Raw genomic sequence first — 22,345 nt, 5'->3', positions numbered from 1 at the left:
TGCTCTTTCTGTTTTAATCATATAGATTCATTTTCGGGCGAGGTGAAAAATTCGTCGATTTTGTCGGAAAGTAGTAATGGAATAGCTCCTTTTATAACAGAAATGTCCCAGTCCCACCATGCAAGATTCTCTAGTTTGTCAATTGTTTCTTGCGGGAAACGATATCGAATAAATTTTGCTGGATTACCAGCCACAATTGCATATGGAGGGACGTCTTTTGTAACAACACTTTTTGCACCAATAATGGCACCGTTACCAATTGTAACACCAGATAAAATGCAGGATTGATAACCAATCCATACATCATTGCCAACTACGATATCACCTTTTGAAGAAGGGTGACCAGTAATATGTGCTCCTTCATCAAAAAGTGCATTAAATGGATAAGTTGTTATCCAGTCTGCGCGATGTTCACCGCCAAGTATGAAAACGACTTCTTCTGCTAATGAACAAAACTTACCTATTTTTAATTTTGTTTCATCGTTCCAAGAAAAAATGGTTGGCCCTACTTTACTATAAGTATAATCACCAATATCATATTTATTATATTCAGGTTTTTGATTTAAATATAACATGCTTCTTCAGCCTCCTTTCTCAATTAAGTGATACGTATGGAATATTATATGCAAGATGTAGTAATGTGAACTGTATTAATAGGTGAAATGAACAAAAGGGAGTGGGATGTATGCGATACGAAATGGGTTTATATAATAAACCGTTTCAGTCAATTCGATCAGGGAAAAAAGTATATGAAGTACGCCTATACGATAAAAAACGTCAACTAATAAACAAAGACGATGAAATCGTATTTACGAATCTTAAGACAACAGAAATGATGACGGTAAAAGTAACGGAAATAAAGCGATACGAGAGCTTTAAAGCTATATATGAACAAATCGATAAAAAATTATTGGATTGTGAAAATGATAGTTTAGAGGAAATGTTAGAAAGTACATACAAAATATATACGAAAGAACAAGAAAAAGAGTGGGGAACAGTTGCGATTCGTATTGAGGTAATAAAATGATAAGAAATCGCGGAGCCGCTATCATTGTACAGGAAGGAAAAATCGCTCTTATAAAACGTATTCGAGAAGAGGAAAGATATTATGTTTTTCCTGGCGGAGGGATTGAGGAAGGTGAAACGCCTGAAGAGGCAACGAAAAGAGAGGTATACGAAGAATTAGGGGTACATATACAAGTGGAGCACCTTATTGCAAAGGTAAAATATAAAGGAAATGAATATTATTATGCTGCCTATATTACAGGCGGAGTGTTCGGAAGCGGAACAGCTGAGGAATTTCAGCTGGAAGGTAGGGGAAATTATATTCCGTTATGGCTACCGATAAACGAGTTGGAAAAAGTGAATATAAAACCTTATGAAGTGGTCAGAAATATATTTAATCATTATAAAATATAACGTCTGACAACATACAAAAAAAACCATTGACATAGTCTTCTGATTTAAGTATTGTATTCGAGTATGTTTATAATCAGGAGGTTTATATGAGCAATCAAACTACTACACATCATGTGAAAATGACAACAGCGGATCCATCTGGAATTGGTCTATTTGGATTAGCGATGGTAACACTTGTAGCATCATCTCAAAAGTTAGGCTTAACAGATGGCGTTTCACTTGTATTACCGTGGGCAATCTTTTTAGGAGGATTTGCACAAATCTTTGCTTGCATTCATGATGCAAAGCATAACAATACATTCGGTACAACAGCATTCGGTGCGTACGGTCTATTTTGGCTAGGTGTTGGAATGACTTGGTTAATTCAACTTGGAGTATTTGGCGAAAAATTAGCACAAGCTGCAGATTCAAAACAGCTTGGTGTAGCCTTTATCGGATATTTGATTTTCACAATCTTTATGACAATTGGTGCAATGGAAACACATAAAGTATTATTTATGATTTTCGTCCTTATTGATTTCTTATTTATCGGTCTTTCATTAAGTACTTTAGGTGTTATGCCGCATGCAATGCATAATTTAGCAGCATATTCTGAACTTCTTATTTCATTATTATCTTTCTACGGTTCAGCAGCAGCAGTGTTAAATACACACTTCGGAAAAGTTGTTTTACCAGTAGGAAAGCCTTTTGGTATTTTTAAAAAATAATAAAAAAGCACAGATGATTGTATAGTCATCTGTGCTTTTTTATTTATTCCGCTCTTTGTGGGTTGTCTGAAAAAGCCTGATTGGTGAGGACTCATTAAACTTTCACTTTATCCCGCTATTTGCCGGGCAGTAAGCCCCCCCGCCTCAAAATTCAGCGGAAACAAAGAAGTTAGGTGGGGGATGAATACCCTCACTGATTAAAGTTTCACCTTATTTGAAATAAGTAATGTGAAATGTAAATAAAAGTAGAAAAAATCAATTGAAATTGATTCTCATTATTAATATAATGAGAATGAGAATCATTTATTGTTAGAGGGGGATGCCAAAGTGGCAAAAATTTTAATAGCTTATGCAAGTATGTCAGGAAATACAGAGAGTATTGCTGATTTAATTAAAGTTAGTTTAGATGCTTTTGATCATGAAGTAGTATTGCAAGAAATGGAAGGCATGGACGCTGAAGAATTATTAGCTTATGATGGAATCATTTTAGGATCTTATACGTGGGGCGATGGTGAATTACCATTTGAAGCGGAAGATTTTCATGATGACTTAGAAAATATAGATTTAGCTGGGAAAAAGGTAGCGGTATTCGGATCGGGTGATACAGCGTATGAACTGTTTTGTGAAGCGGTAACGATATTTGAAGAACGTCTTGTGGAACGCGGTGCAGAGCTTGTACAAGAAGGGCTGAAAATTGAATTAGCTCCAGAAGATGAAGAGGATGTTGAAAAATGCAGTAATTTTGCAATTGCATTTGCTGAGAAGTTCTAAGAATGGGAGTGTCAACGTGGAGACAATGTTAAGTGCAACTGCTATTACAAAGTTAAGAGATGGAAAACTGTTGTTAGCTACTACATATAATGGCTTATTTGTTGAACAAGACGGAGAATGGAAACGAATTTTAAATGGTTTTCAAAAACGAATTAGGGATTTACATAGCGAAGATAATGTAGTTTATGGTGTAGGTGACGAAGGGATTTTTATTCGCAGTATGAATGGTGGAGAGAACTGGACAATTCAGCGTTTTCCAACAAAAGCAACGAGTTGGAATGTATGTAGCAATGTACAAGGAACTGTTGTTGCTCATGGAGAAAAAACGCTGTATCTTTCTAATAATTTCGGTTTGACATGGGAAACTATTCATCCGTTTCTTGAGTATGGCAGTGCGGCACCGTCTATTCGATCATTATTTTTATATAAACATTACTTATTTATTGGTACGAAAATACATGCTAAATATGGTGGTGTTTGGCTCTTTGATTTGAAGACACGTAAATTAAAGAGGATTAAAATTGCGATGAATCAAATGATCTCCGCGTTGACTTTACACAATTCTTATTTAGTAGCGGCAAGTGGATCGTGCAAGGGAGTTAGCGGAAATATTTCTTATTGTAAAATAGATGAAAGTATTGCAAGTGAAAAAATATATTGGCATACATGTCAAAGTGAGCAGAAAGCAAGTAGTTATTTAGACTTAAGTGTAGATCAACATGTTTTATATACAACTTCAACGCAAAATAAGGCGGGGATTAGTAGTGTGTGCCGTGTGCTTCTTGAAGAAGGTATTGTTACAGTATGTGATTCAGTTAAAGGGCACGGATGGCGCATTGTTAATCAAAAAGATGGTTATGTAGTAGCCGGATCAGGTGAATTAAAAGCAATGCAGTGGGAACAAAAAATAATTTAAGAAAAAAACTTTACTTTTATTATATTGATATGATATAGTATATTTAAACCATTTTACTTTTAATAATATAGAGATTTAAATGAGCTGTAACTTCCGAGGAGGATAGCAATGTTAAATCTCCTCAGGGGTTGCAGTTTTTTAATATCTGGCTTATTATTGTAAGGTGGTTGAAAATGAATATGTACATATAGGTACATTGTAGGAGGATTTTTTTCATGCAAAACGGTAAAGTAAAATGGTTTAACTCAGAAAAAGGTTTCGGTTTCATCGAAGTTGAAGGCGGAGAAGACGTATTCGTTCATTTCTCAGCTATCCAAGGCGAAGGCTTCAAAACTTTAGAAGAAGGTCAAGAAGTTACTTTCGAAGTAGAACAAGGTAACCGTGGACCTCAAGCTACTAACGTAAACAAGAAGTAATTTTTGAAAAAAGAAGGGCTCGCCCTTCTTTTTTTTTGCATTTTTATAGATGTCCTCCTACTTACATATCATAACAAGACTGAATTTTCATTTATTTATTCGGAGTATTTTTGTATAAAGTACATGAATAAATAAATACTGAAAATAAAGTGTTTGTGTGAAAAGGAATTTAGAAAGAGGTAAATAAATTGAAAAACGCTACACATTTCATTGTGTTTGATATTGAAAGGAATTTCAGACCGTATAAATCAGAAGATCCATCAGAAATAGTTGATATCGGAGCTGTAAAAATAGAAATAGGTACAATGAAGATAATTGAAGAATTTTCGGAGTTAGTAAAACCAAGTGCACGATTAACTCGTCATACAACAAAATTAACCGGTATTACGAAAAAAGATTTAATGGGTGTAGAAAAATTCCCTCAAATTATAGAGAAATTTATTCAGTTCATCGGCGAAGGTTCTATATTTGTTTCATGGGGAAAAGAAGATTATCGTTTTCTATCTCATGATTGTACATTATATGGTGTTGAATGCCCAAGTATAGAAAAAGAAAATAGAATTGATTTGCAAAAATTTGTTTTCCAAGCATATGAGGAATTGTTTGAACATACGCCAAGTTTACAATTTGCGGTAGAACAGCTCGCTTTAACGTGGGAAGGAAAACAGCACCGTGCTTTAGCAGATGCTGAAAATACAGCAAATATACTTCTTAAAGTATATAGCGAGAGAGATATCAATAAGCGATACAAAAGACATGGTGAACTTGAACTTGTAAAAAACGGAAAACTAACAGAAAAAGCGAAAAAAAAGATGCGAAAATGGGTGTTTAAAGAACTAAAGAAAAATACAGAACGCCCTTTTGAATGGAGTACATTTGAAAGTGGTGACACGTGGGAAAGTATAACGGAAAGATATTATATAAGTGAAAATACAGTAGAACTCCTGAAAAAACATTTTCGTACAGCAGTGAGAAAAGCGGAACGGCAGATTAGGTATTTGGCTGAGATGGAGGAGAATACAGAGGTTAAATGAATTTCTCCTCCCCCTCTAACTACATACATGTAATAACAGCGTATTGATATTAAATAGGCATCAACTTGTTGTTGTGATTGTGCATTATAATTGCTTTGGGATTGTTAAGACGTAATAAGAGTTTTAAACCGTATTAATAAAATAAAAATATATATAAAGAAAAGAGTGTAGTTTAATGGAAACAATCTTTAACATTTTAACTGTTTTAGTTTTTGGGATAATATTTACCACACAATTAGCATTAACTACACTTTCTTTCATAGTAAAGAAGAATTGGAAAAAACTTAATATCTCTTTAAGTTGTGGTGTATTAAAGTTTAAAATAGAAGAGTAAGATTGAGTTTTGTACAAGGGAGGTGTGATAGTGGTAGACTTGGATATTAAAGATGTCACAGTAAAGATGGAATTAAACGGTGTCTTTTGGAATGAGGATCGGATTGCTGAAATGAAGGTGACTACAAAAGAAGAGCATTCTGTTATTCTTCGTCTAGTAGTTGATTTAGAAAGTAAAACTATTAGGGCGACGAGTGCGGAAATAGTGAATGGATTCTGCCCTCTGTGCAAACAGAAAAGGGACGAATGTAGTGAACTTAATGACTTGCAAAACAAAATGGAAATTTTAGAAGAAGCCTACGATTGGGTGAGAGAACATCCGGAATATCGTTTTCAATTATCTTTTTACGAGTACAATAAATTTGAGGTAGTAAAGTGAAATTTGCATCTTAACAACTTATAGAAGGTCTTGGTCAACTAGAAATATTGAAGTAGATATTTCTAATGGAAATAAGCTTGTATAACAAGGAAGGGATATATTTGATTCTGCAACAAATGTCATCTTGCATCAAAAAAATTTGAAAATAAACATGTTTTATTATAAAGCAGAAAAATCGATTCTTAGTAGAATCGGTTTTTAATATAAACAAAAGAGCGCTTATTATAAGCGCCCAGTAACAACAGTTATATGGAAGTATTTATCCCGTAAAAGCCCGATTGGTGAGGGTTAATAATTAGTGGGGGATGAACAAAACCCCACTGATTAAAGTTTCATTTTATTCAATACCGCTCGGATCAAACGAATACTGCTGCTTATTCTCAATCCGCTCAATCACATCTTGCAGCTCATCTGGCTTCAGAAACTCAATAGGAGAGAAGCCTTTTTCAAATGTAAGTGTGTCTGCTTCAATCATAAGTACATATCGATCATTTACCTTCGCAATATGTATTTGATCCCCGAAATCAGCAAGCAGGGCCTTCACAGAGATATGATCTGCTTTTAGTTTTAATTCGACTTCAGGAGCATGCTCGACGATTTGAGCAGTTGCTTCCATTACTTCTTCGGTTGAAAATTGTTCCATAATTTCGCGTTTCGGACTGGCAGCCCATACTTCCATCGCTTGGTCGAATTGTTCGCGTTCTTCTGTACCTTCTTCAAATACATCTTCAATTTGGTCGTATACCATGTCCATTACTTGTGTTTTCATAATTTCAGGCATAGAGCGTTCGTATTCGACGAATTTTAAGAAGTCTTCAAAGTAGCGGGCATGTGATGCTTGGTGTATTTTTAGTTCGCCTACTTCAACCATACCTTCTTCAGGCATGTACGGATATTGGATAGATTTCATATTCTTTGTTGTGATGGCCATTTCAACGTTACGAATCAGTGTTGATTCATCAGAAATAGAAGCAACCTTTGGTTCAAAGTCGCATTTCATTACGAATACGAATGGATCATCAAAGTATTTGCGTAGTTTTGCCTGAGCAATTAAAAATACACCACCACGTACAGCGCTTGTGTCAAGATATGTATAAACGAGAGGTTCGCTCATATCTTTAAAGTTTTCTTTTGTTTCTGCAAAGCGAATACGATTAAAAAGGTTGTAATGAGGGTTTGAATCAAGTTCGTGCCCTTCTTCTACAATAAAGCGACCAATTTTTGTTGGGGCTTGTTCTGTTTTTGCATGACGTTCTACTTTTCGCTTCGATATTTTTAATAACTCACCATTCAAAAATTCTTTTAAGGAACTATCTTCATATTCTTCAGCGTCTAAAGTTTGAAAATGTTTGTAGCGTTTATCAACTGCTTCACCTTTTCCTTCTACTTGTACAACATAAAAGGAAAGATAATTTATTTCAAAATCCATATTTATCACCTTGTTTCATTTCATTAACTCTTATCAGTATAGAGATGGAAAAAACTTTCGTCAATTTATATAAGGAAGGGGAAGCCCCTTCCTTTATATAATCTTTATTTTCTCGATTAAAACCCGTCTTCTAATGCTGCGAATGGAATGTTTAGTCTGTTTTCTACTGTGCGTAAACGTTGGTTTAAGCGGTTGAGTCTACGTGTATGGCGCTCAACTGTATTTTCTAGTTGACGTACTCTTTGTTCAAGCGCATTTACGCGTCTTTCTAATTGACGATTTCCAGTGCCAGGAAAAGAGATTGGAAGTTGGAATTGTCTATTTTGGTCATATGGATTCGTGTGCTCTGCTTGATCTATATAAGATTGATATTGTGTTTGTAAGTCATACTGTGGTTGTTGGTACACATATTGATTATATGGATCATATGGATTGTAGGGATACATAATAACATCCTCCATTTCTTTAAAATAGGTTGAATTCACCATAATGTATGTGCAAAAGCGGAGCGGTGGCACGGCAAATACCTATTTATGTTGACGGGATTTCTCTTTATCCCGCTATTTGCTGGGCAGTAAGACCCCCATTTCAAAATTCAGCGGAAATAAAGAGGGTCGGGATGCCCGTAAAACCTTCACTGATTACAGTTTCACTTTATAAAAAATAACTTGAGGGTTTTTGATTTGTATTTCTTTTGCTTAATGGTATATACTGGATAAAAGAGAGAGTTTACATAAAAGTTACAATTCTATCAAACTCAAACTTTTATGTAAATATGTATAGACATTTATAAAAGAAAAGAGTAATTTATATAGAGTGAAAAATAACTTGTAACATTTTATAAACATATTGTAAAATGATTGTAACAAAACATACATAGAAATGAAATAAATACATAATAGTGATGTTGGGGAAAGGGAGAGAGTATATTGTTCCGTAAAGTAAAGGGTATTTTAGTTGGGGTGTTATGTGTAGCTATAATGAGTGGCTGTGGTGCAAAAGTAAGTGATGTTGCATTGGTAAGTGATATTGGTGGACACACTGTAGAGGCTAAAGCAGAAGTGCAGGATACTATTAGTTTAGTTGATGGTCGAACTGGTACTGAAGTGAAAAAATTAGATTTATCTAGTTTAGGCTATTTTGAAGATGAAGCGAAATTTAAAAAGTCTGTAACAAAGGTTGTTGGTGAGGTTGGAAAAAGCGTCGATAAAAAAATGGTTCCTTCACGTATAGCACCTGATGGAAGTTGGCAAGAAGGAAAACCTTCTTATGAATTAATGGAAAAAGAATTAGTAGATAAATTGTTAAATGTTGGTATGTGGGATGCTACGTATCAGTTGCCGATCGTGGAGAAAAAACCAGTCGCAACATTAAGTGATGCGCAAGGAAATGGTACGGTAATTGGTAGATATGAAACGAACTTAGGTGGTTCAACAGGTGGCCGTATTGAGAATATTCGTTTGTCAGCAGCGAGCATAAATGGAGTTGTGTTAGCAAAAGGAGACCGTTTCTCTTTTAATTCATTAATCGGTGATACAACACCAGATAAAGGATATCAATTAGGGAAAGAAATAGTTGATGGTAAATTAGTAGATGGATATGGCGGTGGTGTTTGTCAAACATCTTCAACTTTATACAATGCAGCAGATCAAGCTGGCCTGAAAATGGTGGAGAGAACTACACATTCTAAAACGGTAGGCTATGTTCCACAAGGAAGAGATGCTACAATTGCATATCCATATTTAGATTTAGTATTTGAAAATACGAATGATGCACCTGTGAAGCTTTATATGGGCATTCAGGGTGGAAAGCTAGTTGCTGAAGTACATAAAATGAGATAAGAGTTAAAAAGCCATCTTTTCTAAAAGTTAGAAAAGATGGCTTTTTATTATGAAAATAAAAATGTATGTGAATTCTGACTTTTCTTATTTACATAGGATGATTTTAGTTGTATCCTTCATAGTAACGGTTATATGTAATGGGAAAATATAGGGATAAGGAGATGAAGTTATTCATGGTACAAATTCATCCGAAAACACGTATTGGTCATGTTGAATTTAAAGTGAAAGATTTAGAGCGTCAAATTGCTTTTTATGAGAATGTTGTAGGATTAGAGGTAATTAAGCAAGAGGGGAATAAAGCATATTTATCTGGAAAAGGTGGAAAGAACGCGTTACTTGTTCTTGAAAGGTTAGAGGACGGGGTACTGCAAGAACCGCGTACGACTGGTATATATCATGTAGCCTTTTTAGTTCCGACTCGTGAAGCTTTTGCTTCTGCGCTATTTGGGGTTCTTCGTAATAAGAATGTAATTGACAGCCCGGATGAGCAAGAAGGGCGTTATACATATTCAAATGAAATTTTACCAATTTCAAGGTTTAATAGTGCAAGTGATCATACATATAGCGAAGCTTTTTATTTGCAAGATTTAGAGGGGAATGGTATTGAAATTTATGCAGACCGTCCGCGCGAACGATGGGGAGAAGGGCCAGGAGGAAGTACACCACTTGATTTAAAAGAATTGGCAACACTGGTTGATTATGAGTTTGATGGTTTGCCTGCTAATACTGTCGTTGGGCACGTACATTTACGAATAGCTGATGTAGAGAAATCACATAAATTTTATGTGGAAACAGTAGGTTTTGAAGTACAACAGCGTGAAGAGGATTGCTTATTTATTTCAGCAGGGGGATATCATCACCATATTGGTGCAAATACGTGGAACGGAGTAAACAACCCACACCCACCAGTACATGCAACTGGACTAAAGGTGTATACGATTGTACTACCGTATAAAGAAGCGTTAGATGAAGTGAAAGAAAGATTAATAGAAAAACAACATGAAATAAATGAAACTACAAATGGGTTTGTGGTGGTAGATCCAAGTGGTATTACAGTGCAGTTTGAAATAGAAGCAGTGTAAAATAAGCGAGAAAGTGTATAATCACTTTCTCGCTTATTTGTGATCATTCATAGCTCAATCCAATATCTTCTTACTACATTCCCATCTTCCTCAGTGAAATCATCATCACGAAGCCCACCGTTATGTAAAATCGTTTTTTCAGAAGCGGTATTCACTGCGTCGCAAACGACAAGTACTTTCGTGATGTCTAATTCCTTCGTTTTTTCTAATGATAATGCTAGTAACTTCGTAGCATAACCTTTTCTTCTTTCAGAAGGGCGAATGCCATAACCAATATGACCGCCAGCGTTAAATAAATGTTTGGTTAAACTATGACGTATATTAACAGCTTCCACAATTTTATTTTCATCTGTAACAAGCCAATATGTAGAGTCTGGTACCCAAGTTTCAGGGATATTTATTCCGTTATGCGCATCGAGAAGTTCTTGAACCATAGCTGGGAAGTTGGCAGGATTTTTTGAGATAACCCACGGGATCATTGTTTCGCCGCTATCTTTCCATTCGTTATAGAAATCTAAGTATTCTTCTTGTAAATCAGTAGTAGGTGTAAGTAACGAGACGTTCATTGTTAGTAAGCTCCTTTATTTATGTATTTTTTATAAAAAATTATGAAACAAAATGAAAGCGTTTTCTTAAATTTCTCAACCTAATTTCATGCAATCCACCTTTGGTTTTTTAGAAAATTAGTGAAGGTTTAAAATCAGGAGTTATTTATTTTATGTTAATATTTAAAATATTAACATAAAACAGTCGGAGTATTAAGTGTATTTTAGTGGTATTCTTTCATGGTGATAAATGGATGTTTGTGATAATTTTTGTTTTATCTATCTATAATGAATGAAAGGGGGAAGTGCCCGTGAGTGTAGATTTTGATTTTATTATACGAATCGGTGTTGCTGGCTTGTTAGGAGCAATGATTGGTATTGAAAGAGAAATTCGATCGAAAGAAGCTGGATTAAAGACTCATTTCCTCGTAGCGGTAGGAAGTGCGTTAATAATGGTTGTTTCGAAATATGCCTTTTCAGATATTGTGTATGAAGAGCATACGTCTCTAGACCCAAGTCGGATTGCAGCACAAGTCGTTAGTGGAGTTGGTTTTTTAGGTGCAGGCACAATTATTATTCAAAAGCAGGCGGTGAAAGGATTAACGACCGCGGCTGGTTTATGGGCTACTGCCGGTATAGGATTAGCAATTGGAGCGGGAATGTATGTAGTAGGCATTGGAGCGACGATTCTCGTTTTAATTGGTTTAGAAATTGTAAGTCGTATTTTTAAGGTGCAATTTCTATTTCCACAAAATATAACAGTGCAAATGTTTGTAAATAAACATGAAGCGATACAACAAATATTAGAAACACTACAAGTGAAAGGCATCCCAATACTCTCATATGAGGTGGAAGCTTCACAGCAAGGTACAGAAACTGTTTATAAGGTAGGAATGCAGCTGAAAAATATATCGTCAGAAGAAAAGAATGAGTTTATTCAGCATATGCAAACATTACCGGAAGTTACGTTTATAAAGTTAAAATCATAGTGTTGAAAACGAGGATAGATGTAGCAGAAATTTTGCTATTATCTATCTTTTTTGATATAAAATGCACGGAAAGTCAAGCGTTAATTTTACATGGAATGGATACATGTGTGAACGTTACCTTATTTTTTCTCAATACAGGACAAAAAGTGAAAATAGTAAAATAATGGAGCGGGACACTAAAAATGTAAGGTAGGGGAGAGCATGAAAGGCTATTCAAAGAAAATGTTAGTAGGGGTAAGTTTTGCTAGTTTAATGTTAGGGAGTTTTCAAGGGGTCAGTTTGGCAGAAGATACTAAGGGAGAGCAAGTTTCTTATCGAAATGTGCTCAAAATGGAGCCAGTCGGTGTACAACTACCAGTACAAGAATTAGCTCATTCATCGAAAGTGCTCGAAAGCAAGTCTTTTGAGAAAAGGTTACAATTTGCCCATTTATCACAAAGACCACCTGAGGTGAAAAAAGAAAGTAAGCAATTAGCTGTAGCGAAAACTTATACAATTGCTGAATTAAATCAATTAAGCAATCAGCAGTTAGTAGATTTACTTGTAACAATTGATTGGGAGCAAATTACGGGGCTATTTCAGTTTAATACAGACAGTCTAGCATTCTATCAAAATGATAGTAGGATGCAGGCGATTATTGATAAATTGAAGCAGCAAGGACAAGCCTATACGAAGGATGATTCAAAAGGGATTGAGACATTAGTGGAGGTATTGCGTTCAGGATTTTATTTAGGATTTTATAATTCGGAACTTAGTAAATTAAATGAACGGAGTTATCATGATAAATGCTTACCTGCATTAAAAGCGATAGCTAACAATTCAAATTTCAAGCTGGGTACATTAGAGCAAAATAGAGTGGTATCATCATACGGAAAGTTAATAGGAAACGCTTCGAGTGATGTGGAAACGATAACATCAGCTGCAAAAATTTTCAAACAATATAATGATAATTTTTCTACATTAGTAGATAATCTTTCAGCTGGAAATGCTATTTACGATATTATGCAAGGTGTTGATTACGACATTCAATCGTATTTGTACGATACGAGGAAAGCACCGAAAGATACAGTATGGTATCAGAAAATAGATAGTTATATTAATGAACTAAGTCGTTTTGCATTAATGGGAACGATTACAGCAAAAAACGGTTGGCTTATTAATAATGGCATTTATTATACAGGTAGACTCGGTACATTCCATAGTACAGGAACGAAAGGGTTACAAGTTGTAACAGATGCGATGAAAATTTATCCGTATTTAGGGGAGCAATATTTCGTAGCTGCTGAGCAAATCGCAACGAATTATGGCGGAAAAGATGCAAATGGTAAAGTGGTGAATTTAGATCAAATAAGAGAAGATGGAAAGAAAAAATATTTGCCAAAAACGTATACGTTTGATGATGGGGCAATTGTTTTAAAAGCTGGAGATAAAGTGACAGAAGAAAAAGTAAAACGTTTATATTGGGCGGCAAAAGAAGTGAAGGCACAATTCCATCGTACGGTTGAAAGTGATCAACCTTTAGAAAATGGAAATCCTGATGATGTACTAACGATGGTTATTTATAATAGCCCAGCAGAATATCAATTTAATCGTCAATTGTACGGTTATGAAACGAATAACGGTGGTCTTTATATAGAAGGAACAGGTACGTTCTTTACTTATGAGCGTACGCCAGAAGAAAGTATTTATAGTTTAGAAGAATTATTCCGGCACGAGTTCACGCATTATTTACAAGGTAGATATGAAGTACCAGGGTTATGGGGACAAGGAAAAATATATGAAAATGAAAGATTATCTTGGTTTGAAGAAGGAAATGCTGAATTTTTTGCAGGGGCAACGAGAACGGATAATGTTGTACCGAGAAAGAGTATTATAGGAGGATTATCTTCAAATCCAGCAGAGCGTTATACGGCAGAGCGAACGTTAAATGCAAAGTATGGAACGTGGGATTTCTATAATTATTCCTTTGCTTTACAATCGTATATGTACAATAAGAGATATGATATGTTCGATAAAATACATGATCTTATTAGGAAAAATGATGTAACAGCATATGATGCATATCGCTCTACATTAAGTAAAGATGCGAATTTAAATAAAGAATATCAAGACTATATGCAAATGCTAGTTGATAATCGTGAGAAGTATAATGTGCCATTAGTATCAGACGATTATTTAGCGAATCATGCATCGAAGCCAGTTTCAGATATTGCAGCAGAAATAACAGCGGAAGCAAAATTGAAAAATGTATCAGTGAAGAAAAATAAATCACAGTTCTTTAATACATTCACACTACAAGGAACATATACAGGAACTGCAGCAAAAGGAGAATACGAAGATTGGAAAACAATTACACAAAACGTTAATGATACGTTAAAACGTTTAAGTGTAAAGGAATGGACAGGCTATAAAACAGTAACAGCATACTTCGTAAATTATCGCGTGAATGCATCAGGACAATTTGAATATGATGTTGTGTTCCACGGTATTAATACAGAAGAAGGTGCAGAGAATAAAGCACCAGTTGCAGTTATAAATGGTCCGTATAGTGGAAATGTAAATGAAGCAATTTCATTTAAAAGCGACGGATCAAAAGATGAAGACGGGAAAATTACTTTGTATAGATGGGAGTTTGGTGATGGAGCAGTAAGTAATGAGCAAAATCCAACTCACGTATATACAAAAGAAGGAACGTATACGACGAAATTAACGGTAACAGACGATAAAGGAGCAACTAATACTGCTACAGCGACTGTAACTGTTCAAAAGAAAGAAGATAACAGTGTAGAAAAAGAACCGAATAACTCATTCCAAACAGCAAACAAACTGCAGTTAAATCAAGTTTTACGTGCTAGTTTAGGAAATGGCGATACAAGTGACTTCTTTGAAATTAATGTGGAGAATGCTAAAAACCTTCAAATTAACGTAACGAATGAAAATAATATCGGAATGAACTGGGTACTTTATTCTGCAGCAGATTTAAATAATTATGTTACGTATGCTCAGCAACAAGGGAATAAACTAGTAGGTAGTTACTACACGTATCCAGGGAAGTATTATTTACATGTGTATCAGTATGGTGGTGGAACAGGGAATTATACGGTGGAAGTGAAGTAGTAAAAAGGGAGTTGTCTTTTTCAATGAATGGCACAAGGTCTGTACTTTAATGAAAAAACAACTGCAGGAAATGTCCCTAATGATAATAACAAATTAAGTATCGCGAGATATTATATTTACATTAAACAAATCTAATCAGTAAATGAGATGAAATCGATGAACTAGTATTTCATCACGATGTAAGAAAAGTTATAAATATTAAGTGTTTTTAATTGAATTAAACTAAAGGATCAGAGTATATCTGTAACAATAGATATACTCTGATCCTTTTATGTAATTAACTAAATAGAAAATTGTTATCACGTTAGCAAGGGATACTAATAGAAAAACGTGTCCCTTTACCTAATTCACTCTCTATCTCTATATCTCCGTTTAATTCTCTAATAATACTATAAGCAATCATAGTACCAAGCCCAGTTCCTTTTTCTGTTGTTGAATAGAATGGCAAAGCAATTCGTTTTATTTGTTGAGATGACATCCCAATTCCTGAATCAATAATATCAATTATGATATTTTCTTTTACTTTTTGTATATTTATTTGTAATAATCCACCATTTTTCATAGCCTCAATTCCGTTTTGGATGATGTTGTTTAGACAGAGTTTGAATTTTTCGGGGTCCCCATTTATATAAAAGGAATCTGTACTATTTTGTTTGATTTCAACTTTGTATGACAGAGCGAGTGGTGAAATAGTATCTTTCACCTGATTTAAAATGTGATTAATATCTATTTTCTCTTTTAGGGTGTTCTGTGGTTTGGTTAAAGATAAATAGTTATTAATAGTAGATTGTATTTGCTGCATTTCAATTAACATGATTTCTAAGTATTGCTCCTGAGATAGCTTAGAGGCATGTTTTTCATTTAATAATTGAGTGAATCCATGTACCGTGGTTAGTGGGTTGTGGATTTCGTGTGCAATTGACGCTGCTAGTTCGCTAGCTATATAAAATTTTTCAGCCCGTTGCAGTTTTTCTTTCATTTTATATTTCTCAATCATTTCCTCTATAAAATAAACTGATAATAATACTGTGAAAATATTAATGACTATATAATTTAATAAAAATTCTATGAGAGTAGAGTCTATTTTACCTCCTGTATGTATTTGAGTTACAATACCGCAAATAGAAAGTGAAGCTGTACATACTAAAATAAGAAGTAAGCTTAATAATATCTTTTTTTCTTTAAAATACATAGGTAATAAGTAACGAAAGAGCATTGTTATACCCAAAATAATAGTGAAGATAATAAATGATGGAAGAACGCCATTTCCTCCTAAGTAAAACCGGTAAGAAAGATATAAAATTCCTATAAAAACAATGTTTTTTGTATTTCCATATAGAAAAACTAATATAATAGGAATAAAACGTAAATCATAAATAAATCCCACATGTAAATGAAAAGGAAAAGTCATACAAAAAATAATAGCAATGGAGGAAAGGATAGAAAATAACATATTATTACATGTTATTTTTTCTTTAAACTCTAGCCAGAGTACGTGATAGCTAAGGATACAAATTATTATAATAAAGGTATTTAATAAAAGAGTAGAAATTCCCATAGTTTTGCATCTCCGATAGTTTGTAAGTAGAATTATGTATGAGTTGGACAAAGATGTTTAGTATTAGTAGACTTTTTATCTAAAAAGGAAGGGTACTTGAAAAGTGCTGTTATATTACTCGTATTAAAATCGATAAGGAAAATAGAAAAAATAATAGATAAAAAATCTATTTAAATTCATGTGCATATGAAATTATAAACTAACTTTTGTATAGGTAAAATTGGGATTGAGTTACTGATAAAATAAGGTTCTTTAAGTATGAATATTCTGTGAAAGTGATATGTGTGGTGACTCCTGTTTTGTAGCCTTCGTTATATTAACATGGAATATATCAAATTACAAAGTGAAATTTTAGAAAAATTTTATTAGTACATTTTATCTGAAATAGAAATGCTATTTATTTGAGTATTTTGGTACTTCCTCGTATAAAACTTTGTTAGAAAAAGATTTTAAAATTTATAAGTTTTTTATGAAGTGTAATATTATAGCTTTATCTATGTGGCTTTCTCAATAACTATTAAGGCGGAAAGTTAAAATATATAGGTTTATAGATATGAATTATTACATAAAAACGCACTTAAAAAAGGATGTATGATGGTAATAGAATACAAACATCAAGGGGGAACTTAAAATGAAGTTAAATAAACTAGTGCTTAGTTGTGGAGTAGTTTCAGCATTAACACTTGGTGTGTTAGGGAATAATACTTATGCTGAAGAAGTACACAAAACGAATGATCCAATTCATGTAGTTGAACATGTTTCTGCAGACTTATTATTAACCCAAACAATGGATTATAGTGGCGAGGCTGTAACTTCTTTCGTATATGATGGGAGTACTGACTTAAGCTTTTCTATGAAAAATAATGGTCAAAATACAATGGGATATAGTGTAAAAGGTCCAAATACAGAGCTAATTGTTGGTGGTTATATAAAACCTGGAGAACAACAAATTAATGTTACAAATGTACGGAATGCTTTATCTCCATTGCCGAATGGAACATATAAAATTTACGTTTCAAATGATGATGGTTCTAAGGGGCAATTCCAAGTTTCAGTAAGATCTACGAATTAAATTTAAAACGCTTTGTTTTTAAGTTAATTTAATCTTTACTTATTGGAAAGAAGCTAAAGTGAATTGAGAATTACCGATAAAAATGAAAACGAGCACCCTATCTAATTGTGAGAGGGTGTTCGTTTTTTGCTATTAAACAGAAAATAATTATAAATATATTTTGATATTCCCATTGCTAACCTACTAGATTGTGTCAACTAGAGAATGTCTACTATAAAACATATTAAAATAAAGATGATGTAACATTCCGCTAAATTATATGGGGAAATAGAAAAACCACCCTTATATGAGTGGTTTTAGTAATTATTTTTAGGTTATACATTTAAAATTAGGCTAAGTTATAGAAATAATAAACATTTAATCCGTTGTTATTATTTTGGTTCTGGATAATGATTGTAGTATGAGATTCTAATAAATTCTTGATAGACATTTGTTAATTTTGCATCTCTAAGAGCATCGTTGAATTTTTGCATACGTACACTCCCTTGAGCGTAGCCTCCACCTGGAGTATAAGGGTTTCTTGCTTCAAAGTCATCCAAAAATACTTTTAATTTTTTATAGTCTTGAGATTGATAGAAAGCCACGGCCTCTTCAGGAGTGACATCAAAGTAAGAGGATGACGTTGAGTTATAAGAAGCTGCTTGAGCAGTAGGTGCCTCTAGCATAGTTGCAGCTCCACCGAACATAGTAAGCGCCATAGAAGATACAATAATTTTTTTAAACATAATAAAACCTCCATGTAGAATATTGGATTAATAGTAATCCTGTAATCATTATAGTTACACTGAAAATAATTATCAAATGCAATATTGCATAATGTATCCCGCTATTTTGGGGCAGTAAGACTCACGCCCAAAAATTCAATGAAAGCAAAGAAGTTAGATGGGAATCGGGAGGATTAAAGTTTCACTTTATTCTTTGAACGAGAAGTCACCTTTATATTTAAATGGAGGAGTGTAATAGATTAGAAGAGGTGTATAAGTTACTCAGGTTAACAAGAAAATGAAGAGGATATTTTTAATAGGGGAAAGCTTAATAACTGGAGTAAAGGAATTGCTATTTATATATTTAACATACATATTTGTCTTTTAAATTGTAGGCGTGTTTTAGAATTTGTATATAGTAAATTCGTTAAAAAACTTGATAAATAATAAAATGTGTAAATTTTTTGACTATTTTATTAAAATTATTTAATATTTGTAATTTATTGTTTTATAATGATAAATGGGTCGATCGTGAATGTTTTAGATATTGCGATATATACTCGGATTAATTTATTCTAGGGAGGTTACAAAATTGGGTAAGAGAGTCATTATAAGAGTTTTTACATTATTATCAGTACTGGCATTATTCCTTAATGTATTTTTACCTAGGGCTAGTGCAGAGGTTATGACGCATGAGAAATATTCAATGGACTGGAGTTATAGTAATAGTCTAGGTAAGTACATTCGCACTGAAATGATTAAAAATTCAAGTGGTCAAATTGCTTATTGCTTAACCCTTGGATTAAAATCACCAAATGGTGAAAATCTTCCTGAAATGGGGAAAACAGATAATGTAGTATATAGAGTCTTATTAAATGGTTTCCCGCAAAAAAGTGCTGAACAGCTGGGAGTAGCTAATAAAAATGAAGCGCATTATGCAACGCAACTTGCGGTTTGGAATGCATTAGGTCAACTCGATGTAAATGAATTAAAACATGAGAATAAAAATGTTGAAAAAGCAGCTAAGGCTATTATTAGTAATGCTAATAATAGTGAAGAGACTCAAGATGTTTTTATGAATGTGATTCCTGCTGAAAAGCAAAAAGCAGAATTAAAGGGTGAATTCTTCGAAACAAATCTATATTCAGTACAAACAAATGCTAAGAGTGGTTCTTATAAGGTAGTAGCGAAAAATGCACCTAATGGAGTTAGAATTGTAAGTGAAAATGGAGAAGTGAAAGATCAGCTTTCAGTTGGAGAAAAATTTCGTATCCAAATTCCTAAGAATACAAAAACGGGTGAATTTAATTTAAGTGTAGCTGCTAATTTAACTAAAGTTCAAGCAATTGCTTACCGTGGTACGGATACTGTTCAGAATGCTACAGTACTATTAGAGAGAAATGAAGAAAAGCTTAGTAGTGATCTTGCAGTAAATTGGGAAGCAGCTGGTTCTTTAAAAATTAAAAAGGTTGGAGAAAATGGAGAAGTTTTAGCTGGTGCAGTATTTGAGGTCTTTAATGTAAATAATGAATCAGTCGGAAAAATCACGACTGGTGCTGATGGTATGGCAGAATTAAACAACTTACCAATTGGTACTTACACATTAAAAGAAATTAAAGCACCAACAGGCTATGTTTCAGATGATAAACCACAAACTATTGAAGTTAAGACAGGAGAAACAGGAGCTGTCCAAATAGTAAATAACAAAGTAAAAGGTAGCATCGAAATTAAAAAGCTTAGTGATTCAGGAAAGATTTTACCAAATGTTGAATTCACAGTCTTCACTGAAGATGGAAAAGAAGTGAAAAAAGTAGTAACAAAAGAAAATGGAATTGCAAACGTTGAAGGTCTTACGTATGGTAAATATTATTTCTTAGAGACAAAAACACCTAATGGATATATTGGAAATAAAACAAAGTATCCTTTTGAAATTAAAGAGCACAATAAAACACTTACTTTTACAGTGGAAAATACCGAAGTGAAAGGTAGTGTAAAATTACTAAAAGTAGATAATGAAGATATTAGTAAAAAATTAGAAGGTGCAGCATTCGAGCTAAAAGATGCAAGTGGAAAAGTAGTTGGGGAATATAAGACAGATAAAAATGGTGAGATTAACGTCAAAGATTTAGCGTATGGTAAATATTCATTTGTAGAAAAGGCTTCTCCAAATGGTTACGTTCTTGTTAAAGAACAGATTGTGTTCGAAATAAAGGAAAATGGAAAGATTATTGAGCTATTGGCAGTTAATCATCTTATCAAAGGTGATCTAGAAATTACAAAGGTAGATGTAGCTGATGGAAATAACAAGCTTCCAAATGCAGAATTTACGATTTATAACGAAGCAGGAAAAGAAGTAGTAAAAGGAAAAACAGACGATAAAGGAATCGCTAAATTTGAAAAGTTACCATTTGGAAAATACACATATAAAGAAACTGTTGCACCAAAAGGTTATGTATTAAATGAAGAAACGTTCTCTTTTGAAATTAAAGAGAATGGTCAAATCATTAAACACATTGTCAAAGATGAAAAGATTCCTTCAATAGAAACAAAAGCTACTGATAAAACAGATGGTACAAAAGAAATGCACACGTCTAAGTCTGTAACAATCCAAGATAAAGTGGAATACAAAGACCTACAAGTAGGCAAAGAGTATACTTTAAAAGGTAAATTAATGAATAAAGAGACTAATAAACCATTAGTTGTAAATGGTAAAGAAGTAACTGCTGAAACGAAGTTTACACCAAAAGAAGCAAATGGTTCTATTACACTAGATTTCACTTTTGATGCAACTGGTTTAGAAGAAAAAGAAGTAGTAGTATTTGAAGAGTTACTGAAAGACGGAAAAGTTGTTACGACACATGCTGATATCAATGATAAAGGTCAAACAGTTAAGTTCGTTAAGCCATCAGTAAAAACGACAGCAACAAACAAAGCTGATGGTTCTAAAGAGTTAGACGCTTCTAAATCTGTAACAATCCAAGATACAGTGGAATACAAAGACTTAATTGTGGGTAAAGAGTACGTTGTAAAAGGCAAACTAATGGATAAAGCAACAAACAAGCCATTATTAGTTGATGGTAAAGAAGTAACAGTAGAATCTAAGTTTACTGCTAAAGAGAAAAATGGTTCTATCACACTAGATTTCACATTTAATGCTTCTGCATTACAAGGTAAAGAAGTAGTCGTGTTTGAAGAACTGTATCAAGATAATATATTAGTAGCTATTCACGCTGAAATTGAAGATAAGGGACAAACAGTGAAATTTAAAGAGGTAAAGCCGGAACAACCTAAACCAGAACAGCAAAATTCAGATAAAAATACGCCAACACCAGAGCAGCCTAACGAGCAAGTAAAAGAACAACCACAACCTAAGCAAGAAATTCAATCTAAAATTGGATGGTTACCGCAAACAGGTACTAATCTTACAAGTTGGATCTCTATGGTTGCAGGCGCATTACTGTTAATTGTTGGTGGAGTTATTTTCTTGAAACGTAAAAATGCATAGAAATTAAAAAATAAGCACATCTGTTTTTTAACAGGATGTGCTTATTTTTTTACATATCTTTGATTTAAAATACAATTTTTGCAGGATCAATTAAATTGATTTCTTGTTATGCAAACACATTTTCAGCGAAAATAACGTCTTCACTATTTTGCGCAGGACAGACTTTATAAAAAATGGCTACGTTTCCTGATTTTGAAATAATCTTCTCAAATTGCAATCCTGCTTTTCTAAAAGCTTTACTGCATCAACAATAGAAGTAATTGCTAAAAAGGTTATTCAAATGAAATTTATAAAAGCTTGATAGGCGATACCAAGTGAAAATACCGTAGCTACTATATGTGCAGTCCATTTGGGCATATTTAATTTCAATACGGTATTGTACAAGATTCCATATACGATACAAATAATTAATATAAATGCAATGAATTGAAGAACTAATAAAAATAGCGGTTGTCCCATTTATTTTCACTTCCTTTATTTAATATATTAATATAATTTATTTAGAAGTGAAAGTTTTATTTCTATGAA

Annotated in this window: 21 protein-coding genes; 14 read left to right on the top strand and 7 right to left on the bottom strand. The window is 33.5% G+C overall.

Going from position 1 to position 22,345, the window contains the following annotated elements:
* Positions 1-17: 17 nt before the first annotated feature.
* Positions 18-575, bottom strand: coding sequence for a CatB-related O-acetyltransferase (locus ACTFO4_RS20015; RefSeq protein WP_000966303.1), 558 nt, complete (start codon positions 573-575; stop codon positions 18-20).
* A 110-nt stretch (positions 576-685) separates the two neighbouring features.
* Between ACTFO4_RS20015 and ACTFO4_RS20010 the strand changes: the two genes are divergently transcribed.
* From ACTFO4_RS20010 to ACTFO4_RS19975, 8 genes are all read left to right on the top strand, one after another.
* On the top strand, positions 686-1,027 hold the full coding sequence (locus tag ACTFO4_RS20010) for an ASCH domain-containing protein (RefSeq protein WP_001268367.1): 342 nt from the start codon (positions 686-688) through the stop codon (positions 1,025-1,027).
* A complete protein-coding gene (locus ACTFO4_RS20005) occupies positions 1,024-1,419 on the top strand; it encodes an NUDIX hydrolase (protein WP_000620822.1) in 396 nt (131 codons plus the stop codon). The genes ACTFO4_RS20010 and ACTFO4_RS20005 overlap by 4 nt, the downstream gene beginning before the upstream one ends.
* A gap of 86 nt (positions 1,420-1,505) precedes the next feature.
* Positions 1,506-2,126: an acetate uptake transporter gene (locus ACTFO4_RS20000; RefSeq protein WP_000070938.1), complete on the top strand. Its 621-nt coding sequence runs from the start codon at positions 1,506-1,508 to the stop codon at positions 2,124-2,126.
* A gap of 327 nt (positions 2,127-2,453) precedes the next feature.
* Complete coding sequence (locus ACTFO4_RS19995) at positions 2,454-2,897, top strand: flavodoxin (RefSeq protein WP_001062752.1); 444 nt, start codon at positions 2,454-2,456, stop codon at positions 2,895-2,897.
* Positions 2,898-2,913: 16 nt separating this feature from the next.
* Positions 2,914-3,813, top strand: a complete 900-nt coding sequence (locus ACTFO4_RS19990) for a WD40/YVTN/BNR-like repeat-containing protein (RefSeq protein ID WP_000449496.1) — start codon at positions 2,914-2,916, stop codon at positions 3,811-3,813.
* 215 nt (positions 3,814-4,028) lie between these two features.
* Positions 4,029-4,229 (top strand): cold shock-like protein CspB, encoded by a 201-nt coding sequence (gene cspB, locus ACTFO4_RS19985; RefSeq protein WP_001179150.1) that lies wholly within the window; start codon positions 4,029-4,031, stop codon positions 4,227-4,229.
* Positions 4,230-4,417: 188 nt separating this feature from the next.
* The gene (locus tag ACTFO4_RS19980; protein ID WP_000786417.1) at positions 4,418-5,263 is read left to right on the top strand and encodes an exonuclease; all 846 of its coding nucleotides are present in this window, start codon (positions 4,418-4,420) and stop codon (positions 5,261-5,263) included.
* Positions 5,264-5,627: 364 nt separating this feature from the next.
* Positions 5,628-5,975 (top strand): hypothetical protein, encoded by a 348-nt coding sequence (locus ACTFO4_RS19975; protein ID WP_000227983.1) that lies wholly within the window; start codon positions 5,628-5,630, stop codon positions 5,973-5,975.
* Between the two features lie 337 nt (positions 5,976-6,312).
* Here ACTFO4_RS19975 and ACTFO4_RS19970 read toward each other — a convergent pair whose 3' ends face one another.
* Positions 6,313-7,404 (bottom strand): DUF3900 domain-containing protein, encoded by a 1,092-nt coding sequence (locus tag ACTFO4_RS19970; RefSeq protein ID WP_000345046.1) that lies wholly within the window; start codon positions 7,402-7,404, stop codon positions 6,313-6,315.
* Positions 7,405-7,520: 116 nt separating this feature from the next.
* On the bottom strand, positions 7,521-7,850 hold the full coding sequence (locus tag ACTFO4_RS19965) for a hypothetical protein (protein ID WP_017673144.1): 330 nt from the start codon (positions 7,848-7,850) through the stop codon (positions 7,521-7,523).
* A 483-nt stretch (positions 7,851-8,333) separates the two neighbouring features.
* On the opposite strand from ACTFO4_RS19965, the gene ACTFO4_RS19960 reads away from it, so the two are divergent.
* Together ACTFO4_RS19960 and ACTFO4_RS19955 are read left to right on the top strand one after the other, a co-directional pair.
* A complete protein-coding gene (locus ACTFO4_RS19960; RefSeq protein WP_000488973.1) occupies positions 8,334-9,245 on the top strand; it encodes a VanW family protein in 912 nt (303 codons plus the stop codon).
* A 173-nt stretch (positions 9,246-9,418) separates the two neighbouring features.
* Positions 9,419-10,327: a VOC family protein gene (locus ACTFO4_RS19955; protein WP_017673143.1), complete on the top strand. Its 909-nt coding sequence runs from the start codon at positions 9,419-9,421 to the stop codon at positions 10,325-10,327.
* A gap of 47 nt (positions 10,328-10,374) precedes the next feature.
* Here ACTFO4_RS19955 and ACTFO4_RS19950 read toward each other — a convergent pair whose 3' ends face one another.
* Entirely contained in the window at positions 10,375-10,893 is a 519-nt protein-coding gene (locus ACTFO4_RS19950) for a GNAT family N-acetyltransferase (protein ID WP_061457558.1), read from the bottom strand.
* Positions 10,894-11,183: 290 nt separating this feature from the next.
* Here ACTFO4_RS19950 and ACTFO4_RS19945 point away from each other — a divergent pair, with 290 nt between their 5' ends.
* Positions 11,184-11,861 carry an MgtC/SapB family protein gene (locus ACTFO4_RS19945; protein ID WP_000109728.1) on the top strand — a complete coding sequence of 226 codons (678 nt, stop codon included), beginning with the start codon at positions 11,184-11,186 and terminating at the stop codon, positions 11,859-11,861.
* A gap of 201 nt (positions 11,862-12,062) precedes the next feature.
* The gene (gene colA, locus ACTFO4_RS19940) at positions 12,063-14,978 is read left to right on the top strand and encodes a collagenase ColA (protein WP_098772035.1); all 2,916 of its coding nucleotides are present in this window, start codon (positions 12,063-12,065) and stop codon (positions 14,976-14,978) included.
* A gap of 304 nt (positions 14,979-15,282) precedes the next feature.
* On the opposite strand, the gene ACTFO4_RS19935 is transcribed toward colA, so the two are convergent.
* On the bottom strand, positions 15,283-16,536 hold the full coding sequence (locus ACTFO4_RS19935) for an ATP-binding protein (RefSeq protein ID WP_098772034.1): 1,254 nt from the start codon (positions 16,534-16,536) through the stop codon (positions 15,283-15,285).
* A 631-nt stretch (positions 16,537-17,167) separates the two neighbouring features.
* On the opposite strand from ACTFO4_RS19935, the gene ACTFO4_RS19930 reads away from it, so the two are divergent.
* On the top strand, positions 17,168-17,608 hold the full coding sequence (locus tag ACTFO4_RS19930) for a hypothetical protein (protein ID WP_098772033.1): 441 nt from the start codon (positions 17,168-17,170) through the stop codon (positions 17,606-17,608).
* Positions 17,609-17,979: 371 nt separating this feature from the next.
* On the opposite strand, the gene ACTFO4_RS19925 is transcribed toward ACTFO4_RS19930, so the two are convergent.
* The gene (locus ACTFO4_RS19925; RefSeq protein WP_000473483.1) at positions 17,980-18,333 is read right to left on the bottom strand and encodes a hypothetical protein; all 354 of its coding nucleotides are present in this window, start codon (positions 18,331-18,333) and stop codon (positions 17,980-17,982) included.
* Positions 18,334-18,904: 571 nt separating this feature from the next.
* Here ACTFO4_RS19925 and ACTFO4_RS19920 point away from each other — a divergent pair.
* Positions 18,905-21,817: a SpaA isopeptide-forming pilin-related protein gene (locus ACTFO4_RS19920; protein WP_326234624.1), complete on the top strand. Its 2,913-nt coding sequence runs from the start codon at positions 18,905-18,907 to the stop codon at positions 21,815-21,817.
* A 276-nt stretch (positions 21,818-22,093) separates the two neighbouring features.
* On the opposite strand, the gene ACTFO4_RS19915 is transcribed toward ACTFO4_RS19920, so the two are convergent.
* Entirely contained in the window at positions 22,094-22,276 is a 183-nt protein-coding gene (locus tag ACTFO4_RS19915; RefSeq protein ID WP_000531430.1) for a hypothetical protein, read from the bottom strand.
* Between the last annotated feature and the right edge of the window lie 69 nt (positions 22,277-22,345).

The sequence above is a fragment of the Bacillus cereus group sp. MYBKT14-1 genome, from assembly GCF_051915185.1.
Classification (GTDB): domain Bacteria; phylum Bacillota; class Bacilli; order Bacillales; family Bacillaceae_G; genus Bacillus_A; species Bacillus_A cereus.
Note: the sequence above shows the minus strand (reverse complement) of the source record. Positions and strands in the feature narration are given on the sequence as shown.